Genomic DNA, 25548 nt, shown 5'->3' with positions numbered 1-25548 from the left:
TTCCGCTTCGCGGATCAGGGGGGCGTCGCGGCCGGCGGGTTCCAGGTGATGGACGGCTGGCCGTTTCCCGCCGCGGCGATGGCGGCGGCGAAGAAATCCTCGACCTCGCGCACGGCGCCGACCGTCTTGTAGAGCGCGCCCGCCCGCTCGCGGATCCTGCGGCGCATCGCTTCGCGGAAATCATCGTCCTTCGCGGTGCGCAGCGCCAGGGCCACGTAATCCTCATGGCCGCGCGCGACTAGCTCCGTCACGCCCATGCGGCGGTAGAAGCCGCTGGTGATGCGGCTGCGCATGAAGGGGCCGGGCCAGGTGACGATGGGGGCACCGGTATGGAAAATGTCGAGGCTGGTGCGGCCGCCGCCGAAATAGATCGGGTCGAGCTGGCAATCGACCACCGGCCCCAGCGCCGTGAAATCGGCGATCTCGTAGCGCGGCAGGAACAGGATGCGGCGCGCCAGCCGCTCGTCGCCCGCCGCCACGCGCTGCTTCAGCACCTCGTCCCAGTTGACGCTGTGGCCGCTGGCGAAAAGCAGCCAGCCTTCGGGGTCCTCCTGCAGGATGCGCCGCAACAGCGGGTCGTAGCCCGGATGGATCTTGAACAGGCTCATCGGGCAGAGATAGAGCCGGCCTGTTTCCGGCAGCCCGAGCTCGGCGCGGCTCCGGGCCGGCGGGTTCCAGACGCGCGGCTCGTAATGGATCGGCGGCGCGGCGAGCCGCACCAGCCGCTCGGTGTAGTGGTCATCGGCCTCGGCCGGCTCCCACACCGCCGAGGACATCCAGTAATCCGCGTTCGGGATGCCGGTGGTGTCGGGATGGCCCCAGCCCACGACCTGCACCGGGGCGAGGCGCGCGAACAGCAGGAAGTAGGTGAGCGGCGCCATCCCGATATCGGGATAGTAGAGGAGGTCGCATTGGGCGGCCGCGATCCGTGCCCGGGCTTCCGCGAGGTTCGACGGGAGAGTGATGTCCTGGTCGGCGCAGGCGCTGAACTTCGCCTGGGTGGCCGAAGGCGAGGGCGGGGCCGTGCGCAGCAGCACCAGCTCGAACCGGCTGCGGTCGAACTGCTGCAGCAACCCCAGCGTGACGAAGCCGACGGTATGGGCGTTGAGGTTGGTCGAGACCACGCCGATCCGGGGCCGTGAACGGGGGCGCCAGTCCCGGAGATGCGGGGCCTCGCTGCCGAGGGCCGGGCAGGCGTCGAGATAGAGCGCCGCGAGCTGGCGCTGCAGGGGCAGGTCGTCGCGGCCGTGATAGGCGAGATAGAAGGCGACGCAGTCGGCGACCTCGACATTGGGATCCCGTAGCTGCGGATGGCGTTGCGCGAGGGCCGCCAGCCGGTCGCCATAGCGCCGACGCGTCTCGTCGATATCGGCAAGGCTGCGCATCAGCGGGCGCAGCAGCGTGGCGCGCCTGATCTCGGTGCCCCAGTCCGGCGCCAGGCTCAGCACGCGTCCGAGCGCCGCGTCGGCCTCCTCCATATGGCCGTCGACCGCCAGTGTCTTGGCGAGGCCGCGATGGCTCTCGGGATCGCGCGGCCGCAGCGCCGCCACCCGGCGCCAGGCGGCGATCGCCGCCGCATAGTCCCGCTCGTTGAAATGGATGCCCGCAAGCGCCCGCTCGGCCTCGACATGGTCCGGCTTGATCGCCAGCGCACGCTGGGCCGCGCCGATCGCCTCGGCTGGCCGATGTATCCCGGCGAGCGCCAGGGCGAGCTGGTACCAGGCCTCGGCGTCCTGCGGATGGCTCGCGAGATAGGGCTCGAGAAATCCTGCCGAGCGTTCGGGTTGGCCGCTCTCGCGCAAGGCTCGCGCCAGGTAGATGATCGCCTCGCGGCTGTCGGGTGCCGCCTGATGCGCGACCTCGAGATGGGGGATGGCCTCCCCGAAGCGCTTGCCCTGCGCCAGGAGCGCGCCCAGGTTCCGGTTCGCCTCGGCATGGTCGGGCCGGAGCTCGACGGCGCGGGTCAGGGCCTCGATGGCGGGCCGGGTCTCTCCCAGCATCGTGCGGGCGACGCCCAGCAGATGCCAGGCCTCGAAATCGGCGGGATCGGCCGCGAGCCGCGCGCGGCAGATCGCGGCCGTCTCGGCCGGTCGGCCGGACCGCAGATGGCCGATGGCCAGATCGAGGCCGGGTGTCGTCTGCTCCCCCATGGCGGGAGCTTAGCCCCGAAAGCTTAACGGACCTATGGGCGGCGTCAGGACGGCGCCCATAGGTCCGCAGGAGCCGGGCGGCCTCAGCCGTTCCAGAGCTTCTCGCGCTTGAGCTCGTCCATGGCGAGGGTGGCGGACTGGCGGATGATCTCCACCAGGTCGTCGACCTGCGCCTTGGTCATGGTGAGCGGCGGCGACATCACGTTGAGATGGCCGATCGGGCGGATGATGGCGCCGCGTTCCTGGGCGAGCCGCGAGATGCGGTTGCCGATGGCGGCCTCGGGCGGCAGCAGCGCCTTGGTCTTCCGGTCGGCGACGAATTCGACGCAGAGCATGAAATGGCTGCCGCGCACGTCGCCCACGATCGGCAGGTCGTAGAGGCTCTCGAGCCGCTTCTTGAAATAGGGCCCGACCTCGCGCACATGGCCGCAGATATCCTCGCGTTCCATGATCTCGATGTTCTTGAGCCCCGCCGCGCAGGCGATCGGATGGCCGGAATAGGTGAAGCCGTTGGTGAGCATCGCGCCCTTCTCCTGGGGCACGCTGATCACGTCGTAGATCTCGTCCGACAGCAGGATGGCGCCGAGCGGTTGATAGCCCGAGGTGATGCCCTTGGCGGTGGTGATGACGTCCGGCTGCAGGTCGAAATTATCCTTCGAGGCGAAGAAATGGCCGAGGCGGCCGAAGCCCGTCACCACCTCGTCGGAGATGTATTTCACCTCGTATTTGGCGCAGACCTCCTTAGCGCGTTTGTGATAACCGGGCGGGGGCACGATCACGCCGCCCGCGCCCATGATCGGCTCGGCGAAGAACATGGCGACGTTCTCCGGCCCCAGCTCGAGGATCTTGTTCTCGAGATCGGCGATGCACTGGTCGCCGAATTCCTCGACCGTCATGCCCTCGGGCCGGCGATAGGGGTTGGGGCAGGGGATGTGGTGGACCAGATCCTCGATCGTGTCGAAGCCGATCTTGTCGAACGCCACGCCGGTGATGGTCGCCGTGAGCAGCGTCGAGCCGTGATAGCCGTCGGTCCGGGCGATGATCTTCTTCTTCGATTTCTTGCCGAGGCGGTTGAAGTAGAAGGCGATGAACCGGGCGATAGCGTCGTTCGATTCCGAGCCGCCGGTCGTGTAGAAGACATGGTTCAGCGGTCCGGGGGCGAGCTGCGCCAGCTTCGCCGCCAGCTCGGCCGCGGGCGGCGTCGTCAGGTGGGTGAAGGTCGAGTAGTAGCAGATGCGCCGCGCCTGCTCGGCCAGCGCCTGGGCCATCTCCTCGCGGCCATAGCCGATATTGACGCACCAGAGCCCGCCGATGCCGTCGATATAGCGCTTGCCGTCGGCGTCGAACACATAGATGCCGTCGCCTTCGGCGATGACATCGGAGCCGGTCTCCTTGAAGGTCGAGAAATCGGTCCAGGGGTGGACATAGTGATCCCGGTCCATCCGCCAGAGGGCTTTGCTGTCATATTTCAGGTTGCGCATGGGTCGTTTCCTCCGTGCTGCGATCAGGGGATCACAGCCATCCCTTCTTCTTTACGTCGGTGAGCGTCAGGTCGAGCGCCTTGCGGGTGAGCTCCATGAACTCGTCCACATGGGCGGCCGTCCAGAGCAGCGGCGGCGAGAGCAGCATGGTATCGCGCGTGGCGCGCATCACCAGGCCGTTGGCGAAGCAATGATCGCGGCAGATGGTGCCGACCTCGCCGACCGGCTTGAAGAACTGCCGCTTGGCCTTGTCCTTGACCAGCTCGATCGCGCCGATGAAGCCCAGCGTGCGGACCTCGCCCACCAGCGGATGGTCCTTCAGTTCCTGGAGCCGCTTGGCGAGATAGGGGCCGGTCTCGTTATGGACGCGGGTCACGAGCCCTTCCTCGCGCAGGAGGCGGATATTCTCGATCGCGACCGCGCAGGAGACGGGGTGACCGGAATAGGTATAGCCGTGATTGAATTCGCCGCCCTTGTCGCCGGCGATCACGTCGGCCACGCGTTTTCCCACCATGACGGCCGAAAGCGGCAGATAGCCCGAGGTCAGGCCCTTGGCCAGCGTCATGAAGTCGGGCTCGATCTTGAAATGCTCGGAGGCGAACCAGTAGCCGGTGCGCCCGAAGCCGCAGATCACCTCGTCGGCGATGACGAGCAGATCGTACTGCTTGCAGATGCGCTGAATCTCGGGCCAGTAGGTCTCGGGCGGGATGATCACGCCGCCGGCGCCCTGGATCGGCTCGCCGACGAAGGCGGCGCAGTTCTCGGGCCCCAGCTCCAGGATCTTGTCCTCGAGCGCCTTGGCCGCCTTGCGGCCGAACTCGGCGGGGCTGAGATCGCCGCCCTCGCCATACCAATAGGGCTGCTGGATATGGACGAAGCCCGGCAGCGGCAGGTCGGCGATGGCGTGCATATAGGTCATGCCGCCCATCGAGGCCGCGGCCATGGTCGAGCCGTGATAGCCGTTATGGCGCCCGATGATGGTCTTCTTGGTCTTCTTGCCCATCAGGTTCCAGTAATGGCGCGCCATCCGGGCGATGGTGTCGTTGGCATCCGAGCCGGACAGGCCGTAGAAGACGCGGTCGAGGCCCTTGGGCGTGATGTCGGCGAGGATCTTCGAGAGCTCGGCCGCGGGCGGCGTCGTGGTCTTGAAGAAGGTGTTGTAGTAGGGCAGCTCGATCATCTGGTCATAGGCGACCTTGGCCAGCTCCTTGCGGCCATAGCCGAGATTGACGCACCAGAGGCCGGCGAAGGCGTCGAGCAGCCGGCGCCCGTCGGAATCGAACAGATAGGTGCCCTCCGCCCGCGCGATGACGCGCACGCCGTGGCCGGGCAGCGCATGCTGGTCGGTGAAGGGATGGAGGTGATGCGCCAGATCCTGCGCCTGCCATTCGGCGGTGGAGTTGCGGCGTGCGGCCTGAGCCATGGGGTGAATCCTTCCAGGAGCGATCGGTTGCAAGCATAGGGAGAGCGGCCGCCGCCTGCGAAAAGGCAAGGGCAGGGCGCGGCCGGAGCCGGACGTCCGGGTCTAATGCCTTATGGGTTGAAGCCGATGCGGGCGCAGAGGATGAGCAGCTCCGTCTGCCGCGAGCGCGCCGTGTCTTCGCCGGCGCGGCGGGGTCTGACGGAGCGGGCGCCCGACCGGCCCTCGGGGCCGACCGGCCCCGCGACGGGGCGGATCGTTTCCTGCATCGCTGGCGGGGAGCCTAGCATGGGGCCTTTGCGGCGGGAAGCGGCCGGCCATGCAGGCCGGGCGGGTCTGGCTATGCTATAGGTGCAACGACCTTCGAGACCGGTCCCGCGAGGCCGGGAGGCTGAAAGAATTCACAGGCGCTTCTTCCGCGCGGCGCCATGGAACCGTCATGAAATCCACGTTCGGGCTGATCCTGATGGCCCTGGCCGTCCTGTCGGGCCTCGCGGCCCTGATCGGCTTCCTCTTCGCGCTGGTCTTTTCCGACATCCGCACGCTGGGCGCGGGCGGCAGCGGCGGCCTCAGCGACGATGCGCTCATCCTCATTGCCGGCTTCGCCGTTGCGAGCCTGCTGCTCTGGTGGGGCGGGCGCAGCCTGCGCCGAGCGACAAAGTCCTGACTCGAGAGACCCTAAAGGCGGCATCGGTGGGCGAGGCGGAAGGATCGCCCATCATCGTCATTTCCGCTTTCGCGGGGATGACGACTGGGGTCAAAATCACACGTTCAACAACAGATGCTCGCGTTCCCAGGAGCTGATCACGCGCGAATTGGCTTCGAGCTCGGCGCGTTTCACGAAATCGACCGCCTGGCAGAAGCGCTCGCCCAGGATCGGCTTGATCTGCCGGCAGGCGTTGAAGCGGTTGAGCGCGTCATAGAGCGTGCGCGGCAGGGTGTGGGCGAGGCGATAGGCCGAGCCCTCGACCTGCTTGGTGGGCTTCAAGCGCTCGATCATGCCGAGATAGCCGCTGGCGAGCGAGGCCGCGATCGCGAGATAGGGGTTGGCGTCGGCGCCGGCGAGCCGGTTCTCGATGCGCCGGCCCGCGGCGCTCGAGATCGGCACGCGCAGGCCGACCGAACGGTTGTCCACGCCCCAATGGACGTTGATGGGGGCGTCGAGATAGGGCTGCAGCCGGCGATAGGAGTTCACGTTGGGAGCCAGCAGCGGCATCACCTGCGGCAGGTAGCGCTGCAGCCCCGCCACATGCGAGCGGAACAGGGCACTGTCGCTGCCGTCGCGATGGGAGAAGAGATTCCGGCCCGAGCGCTTGTCCACCACCGACTGGTGGATATGCATCGAGCTGCCGGGCTCGTTCGCCAGGGGCTTCGCCATGAAGGTGGCATAGACATTGTGGCGCATGGCGGCGTGGCGGACCGTGCGCTTGAACAGGAAGGCCTGGTCGGCGAGCCAGAGCGGATCGCCATGGTTGAAGTTGATCTCCATCTGCGCCGCACCGGCCTCGTGCGTCAGCGTGTCGATGTCGAGGCCCATGGTCTCGCAGAAGTCGTACACATCCTCGAAGATGGGATCGAACTCGTTGGTGGCGTCGATGCCGTAGGATTGCCGCCCGGTCTCGGGCCGGCCCGAAGCGCCGATCGGCGGCTGCAGCGGCAGGTCGGGGTCGGTGTTGACCTGGACCAGGAAGAATTCCAGCTCGGGCGCCACGACGGGCCGCCAGTTGCGCTCGTCATAGAGCTCGAGCACGCGCTTCAGCACATAGCGCGAGGCGATGTCGACCGGCTTGTCCTCGGCATAATAGGCGTCGTTGATGACCTGCGCCGTCGGCTCCTTGTACCAGGGGACGAGCGAGATCGTGTCGGGATCCGGGCGCAGATAGATGTCCGGATCCTGGTCCGTCGCCATCGAGTTCTCGTCGTCGTCCGGATATTCGCCGGTGACGGTCTGCAGATAGATGCTCTCGGGCAGGCGCAGATTGTCGTCGCGCGTGCTCTTGATGAACTTTTTCGCGGGCAGGATCTTGCCGCGGGCGATGCCCGACATGTCGGCAACGAGGCATTCGACCTCGTCGATCTTGCGCTCGGCGAGAAATTCTTCCAATTGTTTCATGATACTACCGGGATTGGCCGAATTCGGCGGGCGTCAGGATGGCATGGCCCCGGACGCGAAGGCAAGGCGGGCGCGGATAGGAACAAAAACCGCGACAGAAAGGGACTTGACCTTGTGGATTTCCGCGGCCTTGCCGCCGGCTTTACGCTAGCGGCGCGACAAGCTGCGCGACGGGCCCGCGATCAGGCTCGCCGAGAGGATCGCGAGGCCGAGCCAGAACAGTGCCGGCGAATAGCGCGCGACACCGAAGGGATGGCGCGCGCCGCAGAGCGACATCACCAATTCGCAGATGTCGGTCTTGTTGACGATGCAGGCGGCGGCACCGCCGAAGGTCAGGTAGCCATATTCGATCACCTGGCGGAAGATCAGCCACCACCAGCCGGTCGCGGCCAGGAGGGCGGCCAGGCCGAGACCGGCGAGGAGCACCACCAGGATCCGGCGATGGCGTCCGGTCATGATCCCTCCGCCTTGCCGATGATGCCGGCGTCCTGCGCGACGGCGCCGACGCCGAGCGTGGCGAGGATTTCCTGCCGCAGCGCGCTCAACGAGGGATCGTCGCGCCGCCTCGGGTAGGGACGGTCGATCGCCACCTTCCGTACGATATGCGCCGGCCGGTCGCTCAGCAGGATGATCCGAGAGGCGAGCAGCAGGGCTTCCTCGATGTCGTGCGTGACGAGGAGGGCGGTGAAGCCGGCGCGCTGCCAGAGCGCCTCGATCTCGCCCTGCATGGTCATGCGCGTCAGCGCGTCGAGCTTGCCCAGGGGCTCGTCGAGCAGCAGGACCCGTGGGTCGTTGACGAGCGCGCGGGCCAGGGCCGCGCGCTGGGCCATGCCGCCCGAGAGCTGATGGGGATAGGCCGATGCGAAGGCCTCGAGCCGCACCAGCGAGATCGTGTCGTCGACGCGCTGCCACTGCGCCGGCAGCAGACGGCGGGCCTCGAGACCCAGCGCGACATTCTTGCGGACCGAGCGCCAGGGATAGAGCGTGGGGTCCTGGAACACCAGGATCCGCGACGGGTCCGGCTTGGCCACCGGCTCGCCATCGACGAGGATCTGGCCGGCGCGCGGCCGTTCCAGCCCCGCGATCAGCCGCAGCAGCGTCGATTTCCCGCAACCCGAGGCGCCGAGGATCGCGACGAACTCGCCCGGCTTCACCTCGAGCGTGAGGCGGTCGAGCACGGCGACATGGCCCCGGTCGAGGTCATAGCCATGCGAGACCTCTCGCAGCGAGATCGCCTGGCCGGGATTGCCGGCCAATATCGCTCGGCCGGCCGCTACCACCGCACCACCCCGCGCTGCCAGGAGAGGGTCCGGTCGCGGACCAGGAACAGCAGCTTCACCAGGCCGGAGCAGAGCAGCGCCATGATGATCAGCGTCGCATGGACATTGGCGTAGGCGGCCCAGCCGGTGGCCCATTGGATATACCAGCCGAGCCCCGCCTTCACGCCCAGGAGCTCGGCCACCACCAGCACGGCGAAGGAGCTGTAGAGCCCCATGAACAGCCCGACGAAGACATGCGGCATCGCCGCCGGCACCGCGACCTTGAGGATCAGGAACCGGTTGCTGGCGCCCAGCGTGCGGGCCACGTCGTAATAGGCATTGCCGACCGAGGCGATGCCCGACCAGGTGAGGATCGTGACCGGGATGCCCGAGGCCAGCGCGATCAGGAACACGCTGCCGCTGAAAGTGGTCGGGAAGACGAAGAAGACGATCGGGATCCAGGCATTGGCCGGCACCGGCCCGATCAGCTTCAGCACCGGCTGGATCCAGTAGGCGGCGAGGCGCGACCAGCCGATGGCGGTGCCGAGCAGGAAGCCGAGGGTCACGCCGAAGAAGTAGCCCGTGCCCCAGAGGAACAGCGAGCGCCAGACGCATTCGAGCAGGCGCGGCCAATCCTCGATGAAGACATCGACGATGCCCTGGGGCGGCGCGAAGAAGGGCCGGGGCAGCCAGCCGAACTTGGCGGTCGCGACCTGCCAGAGTGCGAAGCCCAGCCCCAGCGCCAGGAGCCAGGGCCCCCAATAGCGCAGCCGCCGGCCTGGAAGCGGGAGCCAGGGCGAGAGCGCGCCGAGCAGCAGGAGCCAAGCGCCGACCGCGGTCTCGGCGATCGCAACCTGATGCGTGCTCTCCCAGTCATGGAGATCCGGCCAGGCGACCGTGACGGCCGCCGCCAGCAGCCAGGCCAGCCCGGCGACAGCGCCCAGCCACCAGGTGCCTCCTTGCCGCGCGGATGCCCGGGACGCCGCATTGAGTGTCGATGCGCCGCCCCAGGGCTTGTCCGCGGTGGCCTCGCTCATCGCGGGAGCGGATCAGGCCAGGACGTTGAAGGTGATGTCCGAAGCGAAGGCCGCGGAGTCGAGCGAAGGCTTGAACACCTTGACCAGCTTCAGGTCGTCGACCGCGAGCTTGATCTCGGCGGTCAAAGGCGCCCCGGCCGGATGATGGTGATAGGGTAGCGCGCTCAGCATCTCGGTCAGGTCGTCCACGGAGACCGAGGGCTTGAACTCGTCGTAATAGTTCTGCGCGATCTCGCGGGGATGCGCGGCCGTGTATTCATGGACCTCCAGCACGGCCTCGACCAGCTTGCGCACCGCCGGCAGATCGTTCTTGAGCAGCGGGCCGCCGGCACCGACCACGCAGCAGGTGCGGTCGGCATAGACGCCCGACTGCGTGTTCGCGATCTCGATCAGGTGGTTCTGCTTCTTGAAGCGGTAGGTCTCCGGATCGAGATGGGCCACCGCCTGGGCTTCGCCCTTCTCGACGGCGGTGCCGAGGAGATCGGCCGGGAACACCTTCCACTCGACCTCCTTGTCGGGGTCGATGCCGGCCTTGGCGAGCGTCACGACGAAGGCGTCGCGCGCCGGGCTCGCGAGGTCGGAGACCGCCACGATCTTGCCCTTGAGGTCCTCGACCTTGGCGATGCCGGCGTCGGGGGCGGCCAGCAGGCGCATGCAGCCGCTATGGGTGCCGGCGATGAGCTTGACGTCGAAGCCCTGCTCCAGCGGCTTGAGCCAGGAGAGCAGCAGTCCGATTCCGGCATCGGCCTTGCCGGTGGCGATGGATTCGAGGAGCTGCTGGGTCGAGCCGCTGAAATTGATCAGCTCCACATCGAGCCCGTGCTTGGCGAAGATGCCCTTGGACTGGGCGAAGGCGAGGGGCGAGTGGCAGGCGGCGCCCTGCGCCCAGGCGACCTTGAGCTTGGTCGGCTCCTCCGCATCGGCCGAGTCCAGGAGGCCGCGCCCGGCGAAGGCGAGCGACGCGGCGGCACCCGTCGCCCCCGCATATTGCAGCAGCCGCCGCCGCGAGACATCGGAAGCCCGTTTGTTCGTCGCCTCGGTCATCTCTTCCTCCCTTGCTGGCGCGCGGGGACCGCGCGCCCTTGTTGGCTGGATCCTTATTCCGCCGCCTTCGCCACCGGGCCGGTACCGGCGGCGCGGCCCGCCGCGTCGAGGGCCTGGCGGATGTCGGCGATGATGTCGTCCACATGCTCGATGCCGACCGAGAGCCGCACATAACCGGGCGTGACCCCGGCCGCGAGCTGCTCCTCGGGCGAGAGCTGCTGGTGGGTGGTCGAGGCCGGATGGATCGCCAGCGACCGCGCGTCGCCGATATTGGCGACGTGATAGAGAAGCTTGAGCGCATCGATGAAGCGCCGGCCGGCCTCGACGCCGCCGCGGAGCTCGAAGCCCACCAGTCCGCCATAGCCGCCCTTGAGATATTTGTCCGCGCGCTCGCGCAGCCTGCCGCTCTGGAGGCCCGGGAAGATCACGTTCTCGACCTGCTCGTGATTGGTCAGGAAGTTGGCGACCTTGACCGCGTTCTCGTTGTGCCGCTGCACGCGCAAGGGCAGCGTCTCCAGCCCCTGGATGAATTGCCAGGCGTTGAAGGGCGAGACCGCCGCGCCGAGATCGCGCAGGAGCTTCACCCGCACACGCAGCAGGAAAGCGATCGGCCCCAGCGGCTTGGCGGCCTCGGTCCAGATCGCGCCGTGGTAGGCGGGATCGGGCTGGGTCAGCAGCGGGAAGCGCTCGGCATGCTGTTCCCACGGGAAATTGCCGCCGTCGATCAGCACGCCGCCGATCGAGGTGCCGTGGCCGCCGATATATTTCGTGCTGGAATGCACCACCACGGCGGCGCCATGCTCGAACGGCCGCGCAATCAGCGGCGCCGCGGTGTTATCGACGATCAGCGGCACGCCCAGCGAACGCCCGATATCGGCGACTTCCTTGATCGCCAGCACATGCAGCTTGGGATTGGGCAGCGTCTCGGCGTAATAGGCGCGGGTCTTGGCGTCGGTCGCGCGGCGGAAATTCTCCGGGTCCGACGGGTCGACGAAGCGGGCCTCGATCCCGAATTGCCTCAGCGTCTGCGAGAAGAGCGTGACCGTGCCGCCATAGAGGTCGGTCGAGACGACGATATTGTCGCCGGCCTGGGCGAGGTTCAGCACCGCATAGGCCGAGGCCGCCTGGCCGGAGGCGACGGCGAGCGCCGCGGCACCGCCCTCGATCGCGGCGATGCGCTGCTCGAAGGCGTCCTGGGTCGGGTTCTGGACGCGGGTGTAGATGTTCCCGAGCTCCTCGAGCGCGAACAGGCGCGAGGCGTGGTCGGTGTTCTGGAACTGGTAGGAGGTCGTCTGGTAGAGCGGCACCGCGACGGCGCCGGAGACGGGATCGGCCCGATAGGTGCCGCCATGGAGCGCCAGGGTCTCGAAGTTCCGGGAATCGGTGGTCATGACGGCATCTCCTGTTGCCAAGCCGGGAAGGGCGGTGGGCGGTTCAGTAGGCGGAAGCTTTGGGCAGGTCGCCCTGCCGGTCCTTGGGATCGAGCAGGTCCCAGTGATGGCGCCGCGCCACATCGGGATGGGAGCGCAGCCGGCTCTTGAGGAAGTTCTTCGCCACTTCCTGGAAGAGCGGATTGAGCGGGTCCTGGGTCAGGCCGCGCGCCCGGGCGGCGAGCTCGGGCGGCAGGGTCAGGAGGGGCACGGTCGAATCCATCCGGGCGCCGAGGAAGAAGGCGACCGAGAGACGGTCCTTGCCCGCCGGGGGCGAGACGACGCGATGCTGGTTGGCGCGCAGATAGCCGCCGGTCGCCATCTCCAGGAGCTCGCCGACATTGATGATGAAAGTTCCCGGTACGGGCGGCGCGTCGATCCAGCCCTGCCCGGTCTCGACCTGCAGCCCCGGCTCGGTGTCCTGCAGCAGTACCGTGACGAAGCCGCTGTCCTTGTGGGCGCCGACCCCCTGGTCGCCTTCGCCTTCCGCGCGGCCGGGATAGCGGATGATCTTCAGGAGCTGGTTGGGTGCCGGCGTATAGATCGGCTCGAACACGTCGTCGGGCTGGCCGAGCGAGGCCGCGAAGGCGCGCGTCACCCGGATTCCGAGCGCCGTCGCTTCCGCCTGGTAGCGCAGCAACGGCGCCTTGAGCCCGGGCAGGGCCGCGGGCCACTGGTTGGGGCCCTGGAGCCGGGTCCAGGGCGGCGCCGAGCGATCGAAGGGGAGGGCTTCGCGCTCGGCGCCGATATCGATCTGCTCGCGCCAGTCCGGCAGCCCGCGCGTGTGCTCGAGCCCGGCGCGGTTATAGCCGCGGAAATGCGGCGAGTTGACCATCTCGATCGACAGCTTGTCCGCTTCCGGCAGATCGAAGAAACGCCGCGAGAGCGTCAGCACCTCATTGATCAGGCTGGGCGAAATGCCGTGCCCGGTCAGGTAGAAGAAGCCGAGCTCGCGGGCGGTCTCGCGCAGCTCCTCGAGGAAGGCCTGTCGCTCCGACGGCCCGGCATCGAGCCGGGCGAGGTCGAGCGTCGGCAGCGTCTGTTTTGGCGGGATAATGCCCATGACCGGTTCCCGGCCCGACGAGCGGCCGGCGGCCGCCACCATCGGGGGTTGTTCATGGGGCCGAGCATGAAATCCCGGCGGCGGCGCAGACAAACGATGAAAACTGAGCGGAGGCTTTAGCCGCGCTTATGGCCTGGCTCGGGTCCCGGCGGGCCGGCAACCGCGCGCTGAAAAACCCGGCCAAATCGAAGCCGCTAGCGCGCTGCTTGGAATGCCACCTTGTCGCTCGTCACCAGCTCGACGAACCCGCCGCCGAGCGTGTTGTTGTGGTGTGCGACAATGCGCTCGGCCGGGAGCTCGGTGCTGTCGAAGGTGGAATGGGCATCGGCGACCAGGGCGACCTTGTAGCCCAGCCCCACCGCGACGCGGCAGGCGGTGTCGACGCAATATTCCGTCTGCAGCCCGGCGATGATCAGCCGGTCGATGCCGGCCTGCTGCAGCCGGGCATGGAAGTCGGTGTCCTGGAAGGCGTTGACGCGGCGCTTCTCGATGACCGGCTCCCCGCCCCGGGGCGCCACCATCGGGTGATGGTCGAAACCCGGCGTGCCCTTGGCGAGCGGATCGCCGGGGCCGCCGTCATGCTGGACATGGAAGACCGGCGTGCCCGCGGCACGGGCACGGTCGAGCAGCCCCGCGATCCGCGACAGCACCACGTCGCCGCGATAGGGCGGTGGATCGCTCTCGAACATGCCGTTCTGGACATCGATGACCACGAGTGCCGTCGTCATGCCGACCTCCCTCGGTAGCGTAGCCTCTCTCAGGCGCTGAACGCCTGGATCCCCGTCTGGGCGCGGCCGAGGATGAGGGCATGGACGTCGTGCGTGCCCTCGTAGGTGTTGACCGCCTCGAGATTCATCACATGACGGATCACGTGGAACTCGTCCGAGATGCCGTTGCCGCCATGCATGTCGCGCGCGGTGCGGGCGATCTCGAGCGCCTTGCCGCAGGAATTGCGCTTGATGAGCGAGATCATCTCGGGCGCCGCCTTGCCCTCGTCCTTGAGCCGGCCGACGCGCAGACAGGCCTGCAGGCCCAGCGCGATCTCGGTCTGCATGTCGGCGAGCTTCTTCTGGACGAGCTGGTTGGCGGCGAGCGGCCGGCCGAACTGCTGGCGGTTGAGCGTGTAGTTGCGCGCGGCCTGCCAGCAGAACTCGGCGGCACCCAAGGCACCCCAGCCGATCCCGTAGCGCGCATTGTTGAGGCAGCCGAAGGGGCCCTTGAGGCCCGAGACGTTGGGCAGCAGGTTCTCCTCGGGCACGAACACGTCGGCCATCGCGATCTCGCCCGTGACCGAGGCCCGCAGCGAGAACTTGCCCTCGATCTTGGGCGTGGTCAGGCCCTTCATGCCGCGCTCGAGGATGAAGCCGCGGATCTGGCCGCTGTCGTCCTTGGCCCAGACCACCATCACGTCGGCGATCGGCGAATTGGTGATCCACATCTTGGCGCCCTTGAGGATGTAGCCGTCATCCACCTTGCGGGCGCGGGTGCGCATGCTGCCGGGATCGGAGCCGGCATCGGGCTCGGTCAGGCCGAAGCAGCCGACCAGCTCGCCCTTGGCGAGGCGCGGCAGGTATTTCTGGCGCTGCGTCTCGGTGCCGTAGGCATGGATCGGGTGCATGACGAGGCTCGACTGCACGCTCATGGCCGAGCGGTAGCCGGAATCGACCCGCTCCACCTCGCGCGCGATCAGGCCGTAGCTCACGTAATTCACGCCGGCGCAGCCATAGCCCTCGATGGTCGAGCCCAGCAGCCCCAGCTCGCCCAGCTCGTTCATGATCTCGCGGTCGAACCGCTCCTTGCGGTTGGCCTCGAGCACGCGCGGCATCAGCTTTTCCTGGCAATAGCCGCGCGCCGTGTCGCGGATCAGCCGTTCCTCCTCCGTCAGCTGCTCGTCGAACAGCAGCGGATCCTCCCACTGGAACTCGGGGCGATGCGACTTGGAGGAATGGGCTTTCTGCGTGGCGCCGGCGGCGGTCATCGCGGGTCTCCTGCGACGGTTCAGGGCTTGGAAACCGGTCTCTTAGCATGAGTTGGCGCCCCTGCCCATGCGGCCCGCAAGGGAAAAGGGGCGGGATCGCGCATCGCCGTGGAAACCGTTGGTTATGCAGCGATAACCGGCTTCAGGCAGCGCCGGCCTGGCGTTGCCGCTCGCGATAGCGCCGGACCTTGGCGCGCGAGCCGCAGACCTCCATCTCGCACCAGCGCCGGCGTCCGTTCTTGGTGAGGTCGAGGAAGACCCAGCCGCAATGCTGGCCGCCGCATTGCTTGACCCGGTCGAGCCCGCCACCCGCGAGGAGCTCGGCCGCGGAGCGCGCGATCGGCCAGAGCGGGCGATCGAGCGCCGGCTCGCTCTCCGACCAGTCCCAGGCGAAGCCGGATTCCGCCGCATGCAGTCTTGCCTGGCCCATCGCCCGGGATAGTTCCCGGTTGAGGATGGCGAGCGCGTCGGCCGGCAGCGGCTCATGATGGGCGAGGGCGGAGGCGATGCCATGGATGGCCTCGCGCAACGCGAGCCCCCGCTGCAGCACGCGCGCAGCGGCGGCCGGCTCGGCCTCGGCCCGCGCCGACAGGGTCCGGTGGAGGGGCGCGCTCAGCAGCCCGGCATGCTCGCCCCAGACCAGCAGCAGCTCGTAGCTGCGCAGATGCTCGAGATGATGGGGACTGCCGCGGCCGCTGCTGGTGTTGGCGAAATCGAGACAGGGTGCGCCGGCGATGAGGGCGAGGCTGCCGGCCCGGCTCGGCGGCTCATCCTCTCTTTTCGGTAAGGCTTCCCGGTGGCGTTGCATGACAGGTTGATACCGTCTAACGTGATTTAAACGGTAACATAACAGAGGCCGCGAAGGCGAGCCTCGATGGGCGCAGGGGCGGGCGCCAGGCGATGAACACCCGACGCATCGGGTACCGGACGATCTGGGCTCTCCTGTTCCTCGGGCCGCTGCTGGCGCTTTCGCTGCCGGGCATGGCGCGGGCCGAGGGCACGGCCATCTCCCACTGCCAGGACATGGTGCGCGCCTTCGACCGCTCGCCGCTCTCGATCAGCGTCGAAAGCGACGGCAAGGGGCTGGGCGAGGTGAACGTCGTCCGGATCGAGTGGCATTCGGAGTCCGGGGCGGAAAAGGACGGCTGGATCGTCTGCTATTTCCTGCCGCGCCATAGCGAGGAGGATGCCTGGCAGCTGCAGCAGCTCGACACCAGCCATTACGGGACGATGAGCCGCTACGAGATCCAGCAGCTCTTCAAGCTCGAGCATCTCGAGGACCTGATTCCGCCCGACGGCGCGCCGAAGGCGCCGCGCACGTCCCAGGCCACGGCGCTCTACTACCTCCAGCAGGGCATCAACGCGATCTCGCTGGGCTGCGTCTACGCGCTGATCGCGCTGGGATTCACGCTGGTCTACGGCATCACCCGCGCCATCAACTTCGCCTTCGGCGAGGTCTATATGCTGGGCGCCTATTTCATTCTGCTGAGCAACGCGGCGGCGCTCTATCTCCTCGGCCAGACCGGCACGGGCGTGCTGCTGTTGATTCTCGCCGGCGGCCTGGTCGTCTCGGCCGCCTATGGCTGGGCGATGGACCGCATGGTGTTCCGGCCCTTGCGCGGCGCGCCCCCGACCGTGCCGCTGATCGCGGCGATCGGCCTCTCGATCGTGCTCAAGGAATCGGTGCGGCTGCTCCAGGGCGCCAAGACCCGCTATCTCCTGGTCGAGGAGCTGCAGAGCTGGCCGCTCGTTACCGGCCATGGTTTCGACCTCTATCTCAACGAGGGCCATGCCATGGTCGCCGGCGCCACCGTGGCGATGCTGGCGCTGCTCTGGTGGATCAGCATGCGCACCCGTTTCGGCCGCCAGCAGCGGGCCTGCGCGCAGGACCCGGCGATGGCCCGGCTGCTGGGCGTCGATGTCGATCGTGTCATCGCCGCCACCTTCGTGATCGGCGGCACGCTGGCCGGGGCCGCGGGCCTCTTCGCCGGTGCCCAGTATGGGGTGATCAATTTCCACATGGGCACGCTGATCGCCTTCAAGGCGCTGACCGCGGCCCTGCTGGGCGGGATCGGCTCGCTGCCCGGCGCCGTGGTCGGCGGCATGCTGATCGCGCTCACGGAGACCTTCACCTCCGCACTGGTGGGCGGCGCCTGGAAGGATATCGCCGTCTTCACCGTGCTCGTGCTGGTGCTTTGGTTCAGGCCGGGCGGGTTGCTGGGCACCTTGAAGACGACGTCGGCGGACGAGCGGGTCTGACGGCCATGGCCCTTTGTCCTGCCGCGGTCGCCGATATCGGCTTCATTAACATCCCGGCTACGGGTTTTTCCGCGTGGTTGGCCGGTTGGTCCGGTCACCAATCTGCAAAAACCCGCTTGCTGGTCTTCCCGGCGCTGGGCTATAGGGGTCGAAAGGCCAAGCGCGGAACCAACCGCTGGCATAACGATCAAAACAGGGACCGGCTCGGGAACGAGCGTGAGGGGAGGCTTTCCGGCCAGGGCGCGGCTGTCCGCGCTCTTCAGCACTTTTTCGGGCGGCGACGCATGCCGCGCGCTTACGGCGCGTGGTGTGAGCGACGGCCGCCGGCTGTTGCCGGTGCCTCCTTCGCGGGTCGTCCGCGGGGAAGCAGCATGGAATATTTCCTTCAGCAGCTGATCAACGGCCTGACGCTGGGCGGCGTCTACGGGCTGATCGCGATCGGCTACACGATGGTGTACGGCATCATCGGCATGATCAATTTCGCCCATGGCGACATCTACATGATCGGCGCCTTCAACGCGCTGATCTGCTTCCTGGTGCTGGGCTATCTCGGCATCACCTGGGTGCCGCTGGCGCTCCTGATCGTGCTGATCGTCGCGGTGCTGCTGACGGCGGTCTATGGCTGGTCGGTCGAGCGCGTGGCCTACCGGCCCCTGCGCGGCTCGACGCGGCTGGCGCCGCTGATCTCCGCGATCGGCATGTCGATCTTCCTGCAGAACTTCGTGCTGCTGCTCCAGGGTGCCCGCGGCAAGCCGCTGACGCCGCCGCCGATCTCGGGCGGCTTCACGCTGATGGAGAAGGAAGGCTTCACCGTCGAGCTCAGCTACCTGCAGATCACGATCATGCTGATCACGGTGGCGCTGATGTTCGGCTTCACCATGCTGATCACCCGGACCTCCCTCGGCCGGCAGCAGCGCGCCTGCGAGCAGGACATGAAGATGGCCTCGCTCCTCGGCGTGAACATCAACCGCACCATCGCCACGACCTTCATCATCGGCGCGGCGCTCGCCGCCGTCGCCGGCCTGATGGTGACGCTCTATTACGGCGTGATCGATTTCTATATCGGCTTCGTCGCCGGCATCAAAGCCTTCACCGCGGCCGTGCTGGGCGGCATCGGCTCGATGCCGGGCGCCATGCTGGGCGGGCTCCTGATCGGCCTGATCGAGGTGTTCTGGTCGGCCTATTTCACCGTCGAGTACAAGGACGTCGCGGCCTTCACCGTGCTGGTCATGGTGCTGATCTTCCGCCCGACCGGCCTGCTCGGCCGACCCGAGATCGAGAAGGTCTGATCCCATGGCGGTCACGACCCAGAATCCTGCCGCGCTCGACATGCAGGAGATCCTGAAGAAAGCAGCCCTCGCCGCCGTCGTCACCTTCCTCCTGGCCTGCAGCATCGTCGGCATCGAGACCGTCAGCTCGACCGGCCAGCTCACCTTCGAGACGCGCTATACCGAGGTCTTCGTCGCCGTCATCGGCGTCTTCTTCGGCTCGATGGCCATCAGCCTGATGCGGGCCGGCCGCCCGATCCCGGCGCTGATCGGATCGGGCGTGGTGACGGTGGTGCTGGTGGCCTCGCTGATCCTCGAGGAGGATGTGGCGCTGGCCCATATGCTGCTGCCCTTCAAGTCGATCACGATCGACTGGGGTGCCGCCATCGTGCCGGCGGTCATCTGCATCCGCGCGGCGCAGATCGCCTGGCAGGCCCGCAACCGCGGCCGCGTCTCGGCGAAACCCACGGTCGCCCAGCAGATGGGGGCCGCGGTCCGCCAGCTCGTGCCGGTCATCGCCGTCATCCTGGTCATCTTCGCCATCGTGCTGCCCTGGCTGCCGATGGGCGCCTCCAAGCGCAAGGTCATCGACATCTGCACGCTGGTCGTGACCTACATCATGCTGGGCTGGGGCCTGAACATCGTGGTGGGCCTCGCCGGCCTGCTCGATCTGGGCTATGTCGCCTTCTACGCGGTCGGCGCCTACAGCTACGCCATGTTCGCGGCCGATTTCGGCTGGAGCTTCTGGCTCTGCCTGCCGATCGCCGGCATGCTCTCCGCCTCCTTCGGCCTGCTGCTGGGCTTCCCGGTCCTGCGCCTGCGCGGCGACTATCTCGCCATCGTGACGCTGGGCTTCGGCGAAATGATCCGCATCATCCTGATCAACTGGTGGTGGGTGACGGGCGGCCCCAACGGCATCAACAAGGTGGCCCGGCCCTCGTTCTTCGGCTTCACCTTCGAGCGGACCGCGCCCGACGGCGGCATGACGGTCTATGACCTCTTCAGCAAGCTGCTCGGCACCGAGGTCACCTACAATCCCTATTGGCGCATCGTCTTCCTCTATTATCTCATCCTCGCCTGCGCGCTGATCACCAACTTCTTCACGCTGCGCATCCGACGGCTGCCGCTGGGCCGCGCCTGGGAAGCCCTGCGCGAGGACGAGACCGCCTGCCGCGCGCTCGGCATCAATCCCACCAACACCAAGCTCACGGCCTTCGCTTGCGGCGCCATGTTCGCGGGCTTCGCAGGCTCCTTCTTCGCCGCGCGCCAGGGCTTCGTCAGCCCGGAGAGCTTCGTCTTCATCGAATCCGCGGTCATCCTCGCGATCGTCGTGCTGGGCGGCCTCGGCAGCCAAGTCGGCATCGTGCTGGCCGCGGCCGTTCTGATCGGCCTGCCCGAGCTGTTCCGCGAGCTCAAGGACTACCGCATGCTGGCCTTCGGCATCGGCATGGTGCTGATCATGATCTGGCGACCGGGCGGCCTGCTCGCCCATCGCGACCCGACCATCCGCCTGCATCCCAAGAATGCGGGCGGAGGAGGGGGCAAGCCATGAGCGCCGCGACGGCAACCCAGGCGGCGCCCCGGACGGCGGACGAGCCGCTGCTGCGGGTCGAGCATCTGACCATGCGCTTCGGCGGGCTGGTCGCGATCGACGACGTTTCGTTCGAAGCGAAACCCGAGCAGATCACGGCGATCATCGGTCCCAACGGCGCCGGCAAGACCACGGTCTTCAACTGCCTGACCGGCTTCTACAAGCCCACGGTCGGGCGGCTGACGCTCGCGGCGCCGCATGGCCGCTTCCTGCTGGAGCAGATCGACGGCTTCCGCATCGCCCAGCGCGCCAAGGTTGCGCGCACCTTCCAGAACATCCGCCTCTTTCCCGGCATGTCGGTGCTGGAGAACCTGATCGTCGCCCAGCACAACAAGCTGATGCGCGCCTCGGGTTTCAGCGTGACCGCGCTCCTCGGGCTCGGCGGCTACCGGCAGGCCGAGCGCCGGGCGGTGGAGCTGGCGAAGCATTGGCTCGAGAAGGTGGACCTGGTCGACAGCGCCGACAAGCCGGCGGGCGGCCTTCCCTATGGCGGCCAGCGCCGGCTCGAGATCGCGCGTGCCATGTGCACCGAGCCGGTGATCCTCTGCCTCGACGAGCCGGCGGCGGGTCTCAACGCCCATGAATCGGCCGAGCTCAACGAGCTGCTGCTCTGGATCCGCGCCGAGCACAAGATCGGCATCCTCCTGATCGAGCATGACATGAGCGTGGTGATGGAGATCTCGGACCACATCGTGGTGCTCGATTACGGCCGCAAGATCGCCGACGGCACGCCGGAGCAGATCCGCAAGGATCCCGCCGTCATCCGCGCCTATCTGGGCGAGGAGGAGGACGAGGCGCTGCCGAGCGAGGTGGCGCGGGATCTCGGGCTCCCGAAGAAATGAGGGCCCGGACGTGAGCGACATGCAGACGAAACCCGCGACCGCCGCCGCCCCCGCAACCGGGGCCACCATGCTGCAGATCCGGGGCATCCACACGTTTTACGGCCAGATCGAGGCCCTGAAGGGCGTCGATCTCGATGTGCGGCAGGGCGAGATCGTGACCCTGATCGGCTCCAACGGCGCCGGCAAATCCACGCTGTTGATGACGATCTGCGGCACGCCGGCGGCACGCGCGGGCAGCATCGTCTTCGAAGGCAAGGACATCACCCGCCTGCCGACCTTCCAGATCATGCGCCTCGGCATCGCGCAATCGCCGGAGGGCCGGCGCATCTTTCCGCGCATGACGGTGATGGAGAACCTCCAGATGGGGGCGCTCACCACCGACGAGGCCCACTTCGCGGGCGATCTCGAGCGCATCTTCACGCTGTTCCCGATCCTGAAGAAGCGCCAGGGCCAGCGCGGCGGCACGCTCTCGGGCGGCGAGCAGCAGATGCTGGCGATCGGACGGGCGCTGATGAGCCGGCCGCGCCTGCTGCTGCTGGACGAGCCCTCGCTGGGGCTGGCGCCGCTGATCGTGCGTCAGATCTTCGAGGTCATCCGCGACATCAACCGCACCGAGGGCATGACCGTCTTCCTGGTGGAGCAGAACGCCTATCACGCGCTGCGCCTCGCCCATCGCGGCTATGTGATGGTCAACGGCCAGATCACCATGTCGGGTAGCGGCCGCGAGCTCCTCGCCAACAGCGAGGTGCGGTCGGCCTATCTCGAAGGCGGGCATTGAGGACCTGAAGGAGCGGATCCATGGACTATATCCTCGGCGAATCCATCCCGGTCTTCATCGGCCTGACGGTCATCCTCTTCGGCGGGGCCTCGTTCCTGATGGGGCAGGCGCTGGGCGAAACCTGGCGGCCGGCCTGGCAGAACGTCACCTACGGCCTCCTGCTGACGGTGGCGGAGCGGCTGGCCGACAACTTCCTGTTCGCGGCCCGGATCGTCCCCTTGAGCTTCTCCGATCTCGGCCCGATCGTCGGCTATGTCAGCCACGCCATTGTGCTCTGCGGGATCGCCCTGATCGCCCACCGGCTGACCCGGGCGCGCAAGATGGTGACCCAGTATCCCTGGCTCTATGCCCGGGCCGGGCTTTTCGGCTGGAAGGAAATCTCCTGAGGGGCCAGGGCCTTGGGTTCCTCCCTTCGGATGACCCGAAACGAATTGCCGCGCCTATGGCGGGTGGTAGAATGTCATCAACCTGCAAGGTATGCGGCGATAACGAAAGTTTTCCAGAGGGCTGCCGGCGCTCAAAGCCGGAGCCCATCACTGCAACAGGGAGACGATTGATGCGTAAATTTGCACTACCGCTGCTGGCGGCTGCGGCCGTCGCGGCGTCGCTGTCGGTGACGCCCGCGCGCGCGGACGACCTCACCATCGGCGTGGCCGGCCCGATCACCGGCGACCTGGCGGAGTTCGGCGCGCAGCTGAAGCGCGGCGCCGAGAAGGCCGTGGCGGACATCAACGCCGCGGGCGGCGTGCTGGGCAAGCAGCTCAAGCTCGAAGTCGGCGACGATGCCTGCGATCCGAAGCAGGCGGTCGCGGTCGCCAACGACCTCGTGTCGAAGGGCGTCGTGTTCGTCGCCGGTCACTTCTGCTCCGGTTCGTCGATCCCGGCTTCGGCCGTCTATCACGAGGAAGGCATCCTGCAGATCACGCCGGCCTCGACCAACCCGAAGTTCACCGAGGACGCCGCTGCCTCCGGTTGGGACACGCTGTTCCGCACCTGCGGCCGCGACGACCAGCAGGGCTCCTTCGCGGGCGCCTGGCTCGCCGCGCACTTCAAGGGCAAGAACATCGCCATCGTCGACGACAAGTCGGCCTATGGTAAGGGCCTCGCCGATCTGACCCGCGATGCGCTGAACAAGGCCGGCGTGAAGGAAGTCCTCAACGAGAGCATCACCGCGGGCGAGCAGGACTACACGGCGCTCGTCAGCAAGCTCAAGGACGCCAAGGCCGACGTGATCTATTTCGGCGGCTATCACCCCGAGGCCGCTCTGATCGTGAAGCAGTCGCGCGAGCAGGGCCTGAAGGCGCCGCTGCTCTCGGGTGACTCGCTCAACACGCTCGAGTTCGCGACCCTCGCCGGCAAGGCCGCCGACGGCACGATGTTCACCAACGCCGCCGAGGCGCGCAACCTGCCGAGCGCCAAGGCCGTCGTGGAATCCTTCCGCAAGGACGGGTTCGAGCCCGAGGGCTACACCCTCTCCACCTATGCCGCGATCCAGATCTGGGCCGCAGCGGTGAAGAAGGCCGGCACCACGGACTCCGAGAAGGTCGCCGCCGCCCTGCGCTCGCAGGATTGGGACTCGGTGATCGGTTCGCTCGGCTTCGACGCCAAGGGCGATCTGAAGAAGGCCACCTATGTGTGGTACGTCTTCAAGGACGGCAACTACGCCGAAGCGAAGTAATCCGCCTCAACGGCCGGTTGAGGAAGGGCCCGGCGGCAACGCCGGGCCCTTCTGCTTTTGGGGGAAGCGTCGACTGTCCCTTCCCCCGGCACGGGGGCTAGGAAGGGGGCTGCGCGGTCTTGGACACCGAGCAGCCCCTCCCTGACCCTCCCCCGCAAGGCGGGGGAGGGGATCGCCGCTTTATCGTTCCTTCCTTTCGCCCCGCCCCCGTTAACCTTCCTCAATGTCGCGGGCGCGGCTCCTTTGGCGCTGCTTGCGCCCTATTGTGGTTCCCGCGAGGGTTTGCGGCGCCTTGGTTGCCGCCCGCCAGATGTGGTAAGGCTACCGGTCTTGCCAACCCCGGAAAGCAGCCTCGCGCCGATGCCGCCAGAGACCATCGCCATCGCCGCCGATCACGCGGGATTCGAGCTCAAGGAACTGCTCAAGGCGGAACTCGTCCGCCTGGGATTCCAATCGCTCGACCTCGGTACGAACGGCCCGGAATCCGTCGATTATCCCGATTTCGCCGACAAGCTGGCCGCGGCCCTGAAAGAGGGCCGCGCCGCGCGCGGCGTGCTCATCTGCGGCACCGGGATCGGCATCTCGATCGCGGCCAACCGCCACCGCCATGTTCGCGCGGCCGTCTGCCATGACGGCACCAGCGCCCGGCTCGCGCGCCAGCACAACAACGCGAACGTGCTGGCCCTGGGCGCGCGCCTGCTGGGGCCCGAGGTCGCCAAGGACTGCCTCGAGACGTTTCTCGCCACCGCGTTCGAGGGGGGCGAGCGGCATACGAGGCGTGTCGGCAAGCTGTCCTGACGACAGCCTGCCCGCTGAAGTTCGACCATCGCTGAAGAGAGAAAGAGGATACCGATCGCTATGTCCGCCGCCGCTGCCCAGATTCCCGGCTTCTTCACCATGCCGCTCGCCGAGCGCGATCCGGAACTGGCCCATGCCCTCAGCGACGAGTTGCACCGCCAGCAGGATCAGATCGAGCTGATCGCCTCGGAGAACATCGTCTCCGTGGCCGTGCTGGAGGCGCAGGGCTCGGTCCTCACCAACAAATATGCCGAGGGCTATCCGGGCCGGCGCTACTACGGCGGCTGCGAATATGTCGACGTGGCCGAGGCGCTGGCGATCGAGCGCGCGAAGAAGCTCTTCGGCTGCAGCTTCGCCAATGTGCAGCCCCATTCGGGCGCGCAGGCGAACCAGGGCGTGTTCATGGCGCTGCTGCAGCCGGGCGACACCTTCATGGGCCTCAATCTCGCGGCGGGCGGCCATCTGACCCACGGCTCGCCCGTCAACCAGTCGGGCAAGTGGTTCAAGGTCGTGCCTTATAATGTGCGGCCCGATACGTTGCGCGTCGACATGGACGAGGTCGAGAAGCTCGCCAAGGAGCACAAGCCGAAGCTGATCCTGGCCGGCGGCTCCGCCTATCCGCGCTTCTGGGATTTCGAGCGCTTCCGCAAGATCGCGGATTCCGTGGGCGCCTATTTCATGGTGGACATGGCGCATTTCGCGGGCCTGGTCGCGGGCGGCGTGCATCCGAGCCCGCTGCCGCATGCCCATGTCGTCACCACCACGACGCACAAGACGCTGCGGGGCCCGCGCGGCGGCATGATCCTCGCCCAGGACGAGGAGATCGGGAAGAAGATCAACACCGCCGTGTTCCCGGGCCTCCAGGGCGGCCCGTTGATGCATGTGATCGCCGCCAAGGCGGTCGCCTTCGGCGAGGCGCTGCGGCCCGAGTTCAAGCTCTATGCCAAGCAGGTGGTCGACAACGCCAAGGCGCTGGCCGAGACGCTGGTGGGGCAGGGCGTGGCCATCACCACGGGCGGCACCGACAATCACCTGATGCTGGTCGATCTGCGGTCGAAGAAGCTCACCGGCAAGGCGGCCGAGGCGAGCCTCGAGCATGCCGGCATGACCTGCAACAAGAACGGCATTCCGTACGACACGGAGAAGCCGACCATCACCTCCGGCGTGCGGCTGGGCTCGCCGGCGGCGACCACCCGCGGCTTCGGGGTCGCGGAATTCAAGGAGGTGGGCCGTTTGATCGGGCGGGTGCTCGACGGGATGGCGGCCCATCCGGACGACAACAGCAGGACCGAGCGCGAGGTTCGCGCCCAGGTCCAGGAGCTCTGCCGGCGCTTCCCGGTCTATACCGGTCGGCGCTAG

The 25548-nt window shown here is 67.5% G+C and carries 23 protein-coding genes; 10 read left to right on the top strand and 13 right to left on the bottom strand.

Annotated elements, in window-relative coordinates:
• Positions 1 to 14 precede the first annotated feature (14 nt).
• From FRZ61_RS13375 to FRZ61_RS13365, 3 genes are all read right to left on the bottom strand, one after another.
• On the bottom strand, positions 15 to 2150 hold the full coding sequence (locus FRZ61_RS13375) for an O-linked N-acetylglucosamine transferase, SPINDLY family protein (RefSeq protein WP_151118198.1): 2136 nt from the start codon (positions 2148 to 2150) through the stop codon (positions 15 to 17).
• A gap of 83 nt (positions 2151 to 2233) precedes the next feature.
• Positions 2234 to 3631, bottom strand: a complete 1398-nt coding sequence (locus FRZ61_RS13370; RefSeq protein WP_151118197.1) for an aminotransferase — start codon at positions 3629 to 3631, stop codon at positions 2234 to 2236.
• Between the two features lie 31 nt (positions 3632 to 3662).
• The gene (locus FRZ61_RS13365) at positions 3663 to 5054 is read right to left on the bottom strand and encodes an aspartate aminotransferase family protein (protein WP_151118196.1); all 1392 of its coding nucleotides are present in this window, start codon (positions 5052 to 5054) and stop codon (positions 3663 to 3665) included.
• A gap of 436 nt (positions 5055 to 5490) precedes the next feature.
• Between FRZ61_RS13365 and FRZ61_RS13360 the strand changes: the two genes are divergently transcribed.
• Positions 5491 to 5718, top strand: coding sequence for a hypothetical protein (locus FRZ61_RS13360; RefSeq protein ID WP_151118195.1), 228 nt, complete (start codon positions 5491 to 5493; stop codon positions 5716 to 5718).
• A 96-nt stretch (positions 5719 to 5814) separates the two neighbouring features.
• On the opposite strand, the gene FRZ61_RS13355 is transcribed toward FRZ61_RS13360, so the two are convergent.
• The 10 genes from FRZ61_RS13355 to FRZ61_RS13310 form a co-directional block, all read right to left on the bottom strand.
• Entirely contained in the window at positions 5815 to 7164 is a 1350-nt protein-coding gene (locus FRZ61_RS13355) for a glutamine synthetase family protein (protein WP_151118194.1), read from the bottom strand.
• Between the two features lie 147 nt (positions 7165 to 7311).
• The gene (locus FRZ61_RS13350; RefSeq protein WP_151118193.1) at positions 7312 to 7620 is read right to left on the bottom strand and encodes a hypothetical protein; all 309 of its coding nucleotides are present in this window, start codon (positions 7618 to 7620) and stop codon (positions 7312 to 7314) included.
• Positions 7617 to 8444 carry an ABC transporter ATP-binding protein gene (locus FRZ61_RS13345; RefSeq protein ID WP_225308792.1) on the bottom strand — a complete coding sequence of 276 codons (828 nt, stop codon included), beginning with the start codon at positions 8442 to 8444 and terminating at the stop codon, positions 7617 to 7619. The genes FRZ61_RS13350 and FRZ61_RS13345 overlap by 4 nt, the downstream gene beginning before the upstream one ends.
• A complete protein-coding gene (locus tag FRZ61_RS26625) occupies positions 8438 to 9460 on the bottom strand; it encodes an ABC transporter permease (RefSeq protein WP_151118191.1) in 1023 nt (340 codons plus the stop codon). Before FRZ61_RS26625 ends, FRZ61_RS13345 begins: the two co-directional genes overlap by 7 nt.
• A gap of 12 nt (positions 9461 to 9472) precedes the next feature.
• Entirely contained in the window at positions 9473 to 10504 is a 1032-nt protein-coding gene (locus tag FRZ61_RS13335) for an ABC transporter substrate-binding protein (RefSeq protein WP_151118190.1), read from the bottom strand.
• A 53-nt stretch (positions 10505 to 10557) separates the two neighbouring features.
• Entirely contained in the window at positions 10558 to 11895 is a 1338-nt protein-coding gene (locus FRZ61_RS13330) for an O-acetylhomoserine aminocarboxypropyltransferase/cysteine synthase family protein (RefSeq protein WP_151118189.1), read from the bottom strand.
• Between the two features lie 43 nt (positions 11896 to 11938).
• Positions 11939 to 12997: an isopenicillin N synthase family dioxygenase gene (locus FRZ61_RS13325; RefSeq protein ID WP_151118188.1), complete on the bottom strand. Its 1059-nt coding sequence runs from the start codon at positions 12995 to 12997 to the stop codon at positions 11939 to 11941.
• 194 nt (positions 12998 to 13191) lie between these two features.
• Complete coding sequence (locus tag FRZ61_RS13320) at positions 13192 to 13725, bottom strand: cysteine hydrolase family protein (protein ID WP_151118187.1); 534 nt, start codon at positions 13723 to 13725, stop codon at positions 13192 to 13194.
• Positions 13726 to 13754: 29 nt separating this feature from the next.
• Complete coding sequence (locus tag FRZ61_RS13315) at positions 13755 to 14975, bottom strand: acyl-CoA dehydrogenase (protein WP_151118186.1); 1221 nt, start codon at positions 14973 to 14975, stop codon at positions 13755 to 13757.
• A 142-nt stretch (positions 14976 to 15117) separates the two neighbouring features.
• On the bottom strand, positions 15118 to 15783 hold the full coding sequence (locus FRZ61_RS13310; protein ID WP_151118185.1) for a CGNR zinc finger domain-containing protein: 666 nt from the start codon (positions 15781 to 15783) through the stop codon (positions 15118 to 15120).
• A gap of 92 nt (positions 15784 to 15875) precedes the next feature.
• On the opposite strand from FRZ61_RS13310, the gene FRZ61_RS13305 reads away from it, so the two are divergent.
• The 9 genes from FRZ61_RS13305 to glyA all read left to right on the top strand — a co-directional run bounded on the left by FRZ61_RS13305 (position 15876) and on the right by glyA (position 25548).
• A complete protein-coding gene (locus tag FRZ61_RS13305; protein WP_225308791.1) occupies positions 15876 to 17234 on the top strand; it encodes a branched-chain amino acid ABC transporter permease in 1359 nt (452 codons plus the stop codon).
• Between the two features lie 371 nt (positions 17235 to 17605).
• A complete protein-coding gene (locus FRZ61_RS13300; protein ID WP_151118184.1) occupies positions 17606 to 18523 on the top strand; it encodes an ABC transporter permease subunit in 918 nt (305 codons plus the stop codon).
• Positions 18524 to 18527: 4 nt separating this feature from the next.
• Entirely contained in the window at positions 18528 to 20054 is a 1527-nt protein-coding gene (gene livM, locus FRZ61_RS13295; protein ID WP_225308790.1) for a high-affinity branched-chain amino acid ABC transporter permease LivM, read from the top strand.
• On the top strand, positions 20051 to 20935 hold the full coding sequence (locus tag FRZ61_RS13290) for an ABC transporter ATP-binding protein (protein ID WP_151118183.1): 885 nt from the start codon (positions 20051 to 20053) through the stop codon (positions 20933 to 20935). Before livM ends, FRZ61_RS13290 begins: the two co-directional genes overlap by 4 nt.
• 67 nt (positions 20936 to 21002) lie before the next feature.
• Entirely contained in the window at positions 21003 to 21713 is a 711-nt protein-coding gene (locus FRZ61_RS13285; protein ID WP_151120810.1) for an ABC transporter ATP-binding protein, read from the top strand.
• Positions 21714 to 21733: 20 nt separating this feature from the next.
• Positions 21734 to 22099 (top strand): DUF6867 family protein, encoded by a 366-nt coding sequence (locus FRZ61_RS13280; RefSeq protein WP_151118182.1) that lies wholly within the window; start codon positions 21734 to 21736, stop codon positions 22097 to 22099.
• A 170-nt stretch (positions 22100 to 22269) separates the two neighbouring features.
• Entirely contained in the window at positions 22270 to 23391 is a 1122-nt protein-coding gene (locus FRZ61_RS13275; RefSeq protein ID WP_151118181.1) for a branched-chain amino acid ABC transporter substrate-binding protein, read from the top strand.
• Positions 23392 to 23751: 360 nt separating this feature from the next.
• Positions 23752 to 24189, top strand: a complete 438-nt coding sequence (rpiB, locus tag FRZ61_RS13270) for a ribose 5-phosphate isomerase B (protein ID WP_151118180.1) — start codon at positions 23752 to 23754, stop codon at positions 24187 to 24189.
• A 60-nt stretch (positions 24190 to 24249) separates the two neighbouring features.
• Complete coding sequence (glyA, locus tag FRZ61_RS13265; protein WP_151118179.1) at positions 24250 to 25548, top strand: serine hydroxymethyltransferase; 1299 nt, start codon at positions 24250 to 24252, stop codon at positions 25546 to 25548.

Origin of the sequence: Hypericibacter adhaerens (assembly GCF_008728835.1) — a bacterium.
In the GTDB taxonomy this organism is placed as follows: Bacteria; Pseudomonadota; Alphaproteobacteria; order Dongiales; family Dongiaceae; genus Hypericibacter; species Hypericibacter adhaerens.
Note: the sequence above shows the minus strand (reverse complement) of the source record. Positions and strands in the feature narration are given on the sequence as shown.

Excerpts from the sequence above, each read along its gene's own strand:
- FRZ61_RS13375 (WP_151118198.1), bottom strand. The coding sequence starts at position 2,150 with ATGGGGGAGCAGACGACACCCGGCCTCGATCTGGCCATCGGCCATCTG.
- FRZ61_RS13370 (WP_151118197.1), bottom strand. The coding sequence starts at position 3,631 with ATGCGCAACCTGAAATATGACAGCAAAGCCCTCTGGCGGATGGACCGG.
- FRZ61_RS13365 (WP_151118196.1), bottom strand. The coding sequence starts at position 5,054 with ATGGCTCAGGCCGCACGCCGCAACTCCACCGCCGAATGGCAGGCGCAG.
- FRZ61_RS13360 (WP_151118195.1), top strand. The coding sequence starts at position 5,491 with ATGAAATCCACGTTCGGGCTGATCCTGATGGCCCTGGCCGTCCTGTCG.
- FRZ61_RS13355 (WP_151118194.1), bottom strand. The coding sequence starts at position 7,164 with ATGAAACAATTGGAAGAATTTCTCGCCGAGCGCAAGATCGACGAGGTC.
- FRZ61_RS13350 (WP_151118193.1), bottom strand. The coding sequence starts at position 7,620 with ATGACCGGACGCCATCGCCGGATCCTGGTGGTGCTCCTCGCCGGTCTC.
- FRZ61_RS26625 (WP_151118191.1), bottom strand. The coding sequence starts at position 9,460 with ATGAGCGAGGCCACCGCGGACAAGCCCTGGGGCGGCGCATCGACACTC.
- FRZ61_RS13335 (WP_151118190.1), bottom strand. The coding sequence starts at position 10,504 with ATGACCGAGGCGACGAACAAACGGGCTTCCGATGTCTCGCGGCGGCGG.
- FRZ61_RS13330 (WP_151118189.1), bottom strand. The coding sequence starts at position 11,895 with ATGACCACCGATTCCCGGAACTTCGAGACCCTGGCGCTCCATGGCGGC.
- FRZ61_RS13325 (WP_151118188.1), bottom strand. The coding sequence starts at position 12,997 with ATGGGCATTATCCCGCCAAAACAGACGCTGCCGACGCTCGACCTCGCC.
- FRZ61_RS13320 (WP_151118187.1), bottom strand. The coding sequence starts at position 13,725 with ATGACGACGGCACTCGTGGTCATCGATGTCCAGAACGGCATGTTCGAG.
- FRZ61_RS13315 (WP_151118186.1), bottom strand. The coding sequence starts at position 14,975 with ATGACCGCCGCCGGCGCCACGCAGAAAGCCCATTCCTCCAAGTCGCAT.
- FRZ61_RS13310 (WP_151118185.1), bottom strand. The coding sequence starts at position 15,783 with ATGCAACGCCACCGGGAAGCCTTACCGAAAAGAGAGGATGAGCCGCCG.
- FRZ61_RS13305 (WP_225308791.1), top strand. The coding sequence starts at position 15,876 with ATGAACACCCGACGCATCGGGTACCGGACGATCTGGGCTCTCCTGTTC.
- FRZ61_RS13300 (WP_151118184.1), top strand. The coding sequence starts at position 17,606 with ATGGAATATTTCCTTCAGCAGCTGATCAACGGCCTGACGCTGGGCGGC.
- livM (WP_225308790.1), top strand. The coding sequence starts at position 18,528 with ATGGCGGTCACGACCCAGAATCCTGCCGCGCTCGACATGCAGGAGATC.
- FRZ61_RS13290 (WP_151118183.1), top strand. The coding sequence starts at position 20,051 with ATGAGCGCCGCGACGGCAACCCAGGCGGCGCCCCGGACGGCGGACGAG.
- FRZ61_RS13285 (WP_151120810.1), top strand. The coding sequence starts at position 21,003 with ATGCTGCAGATCCGGGGCATCCACACGTTTTACGGCCAGATCGAGGCC.
- FRZ61_RS13280 (WP_151118182.1), top strand. The coding sequence starts at position 21,734 with ATGGACTATATCCTCGGCGAATCCATCCCGGTCTTCATCGGCCTGACG.
- FRZ61_RS13275 (WP_151118181.1), top strand. The coding sequence starts at position 22,270 with ATGCGTAAATTTGCACTACCGCTGCTGGCGGCTGCGGCCGTCGCGGCG.
- rpiB (WP_151118180.1), top strand. The coding sequence starts at position 23,752 with ATGCCGCCAGAGACCATCGCCATCGCCGCCGATCACGCGGGATTCGAG.
- glyA (WP_151118179.1), top strand. The coding sequence starts at position 24,250 with ATGTCCGCCGCCGCTGCCCAGATTCCCGGCTTCTTCACCATGCCGCTC.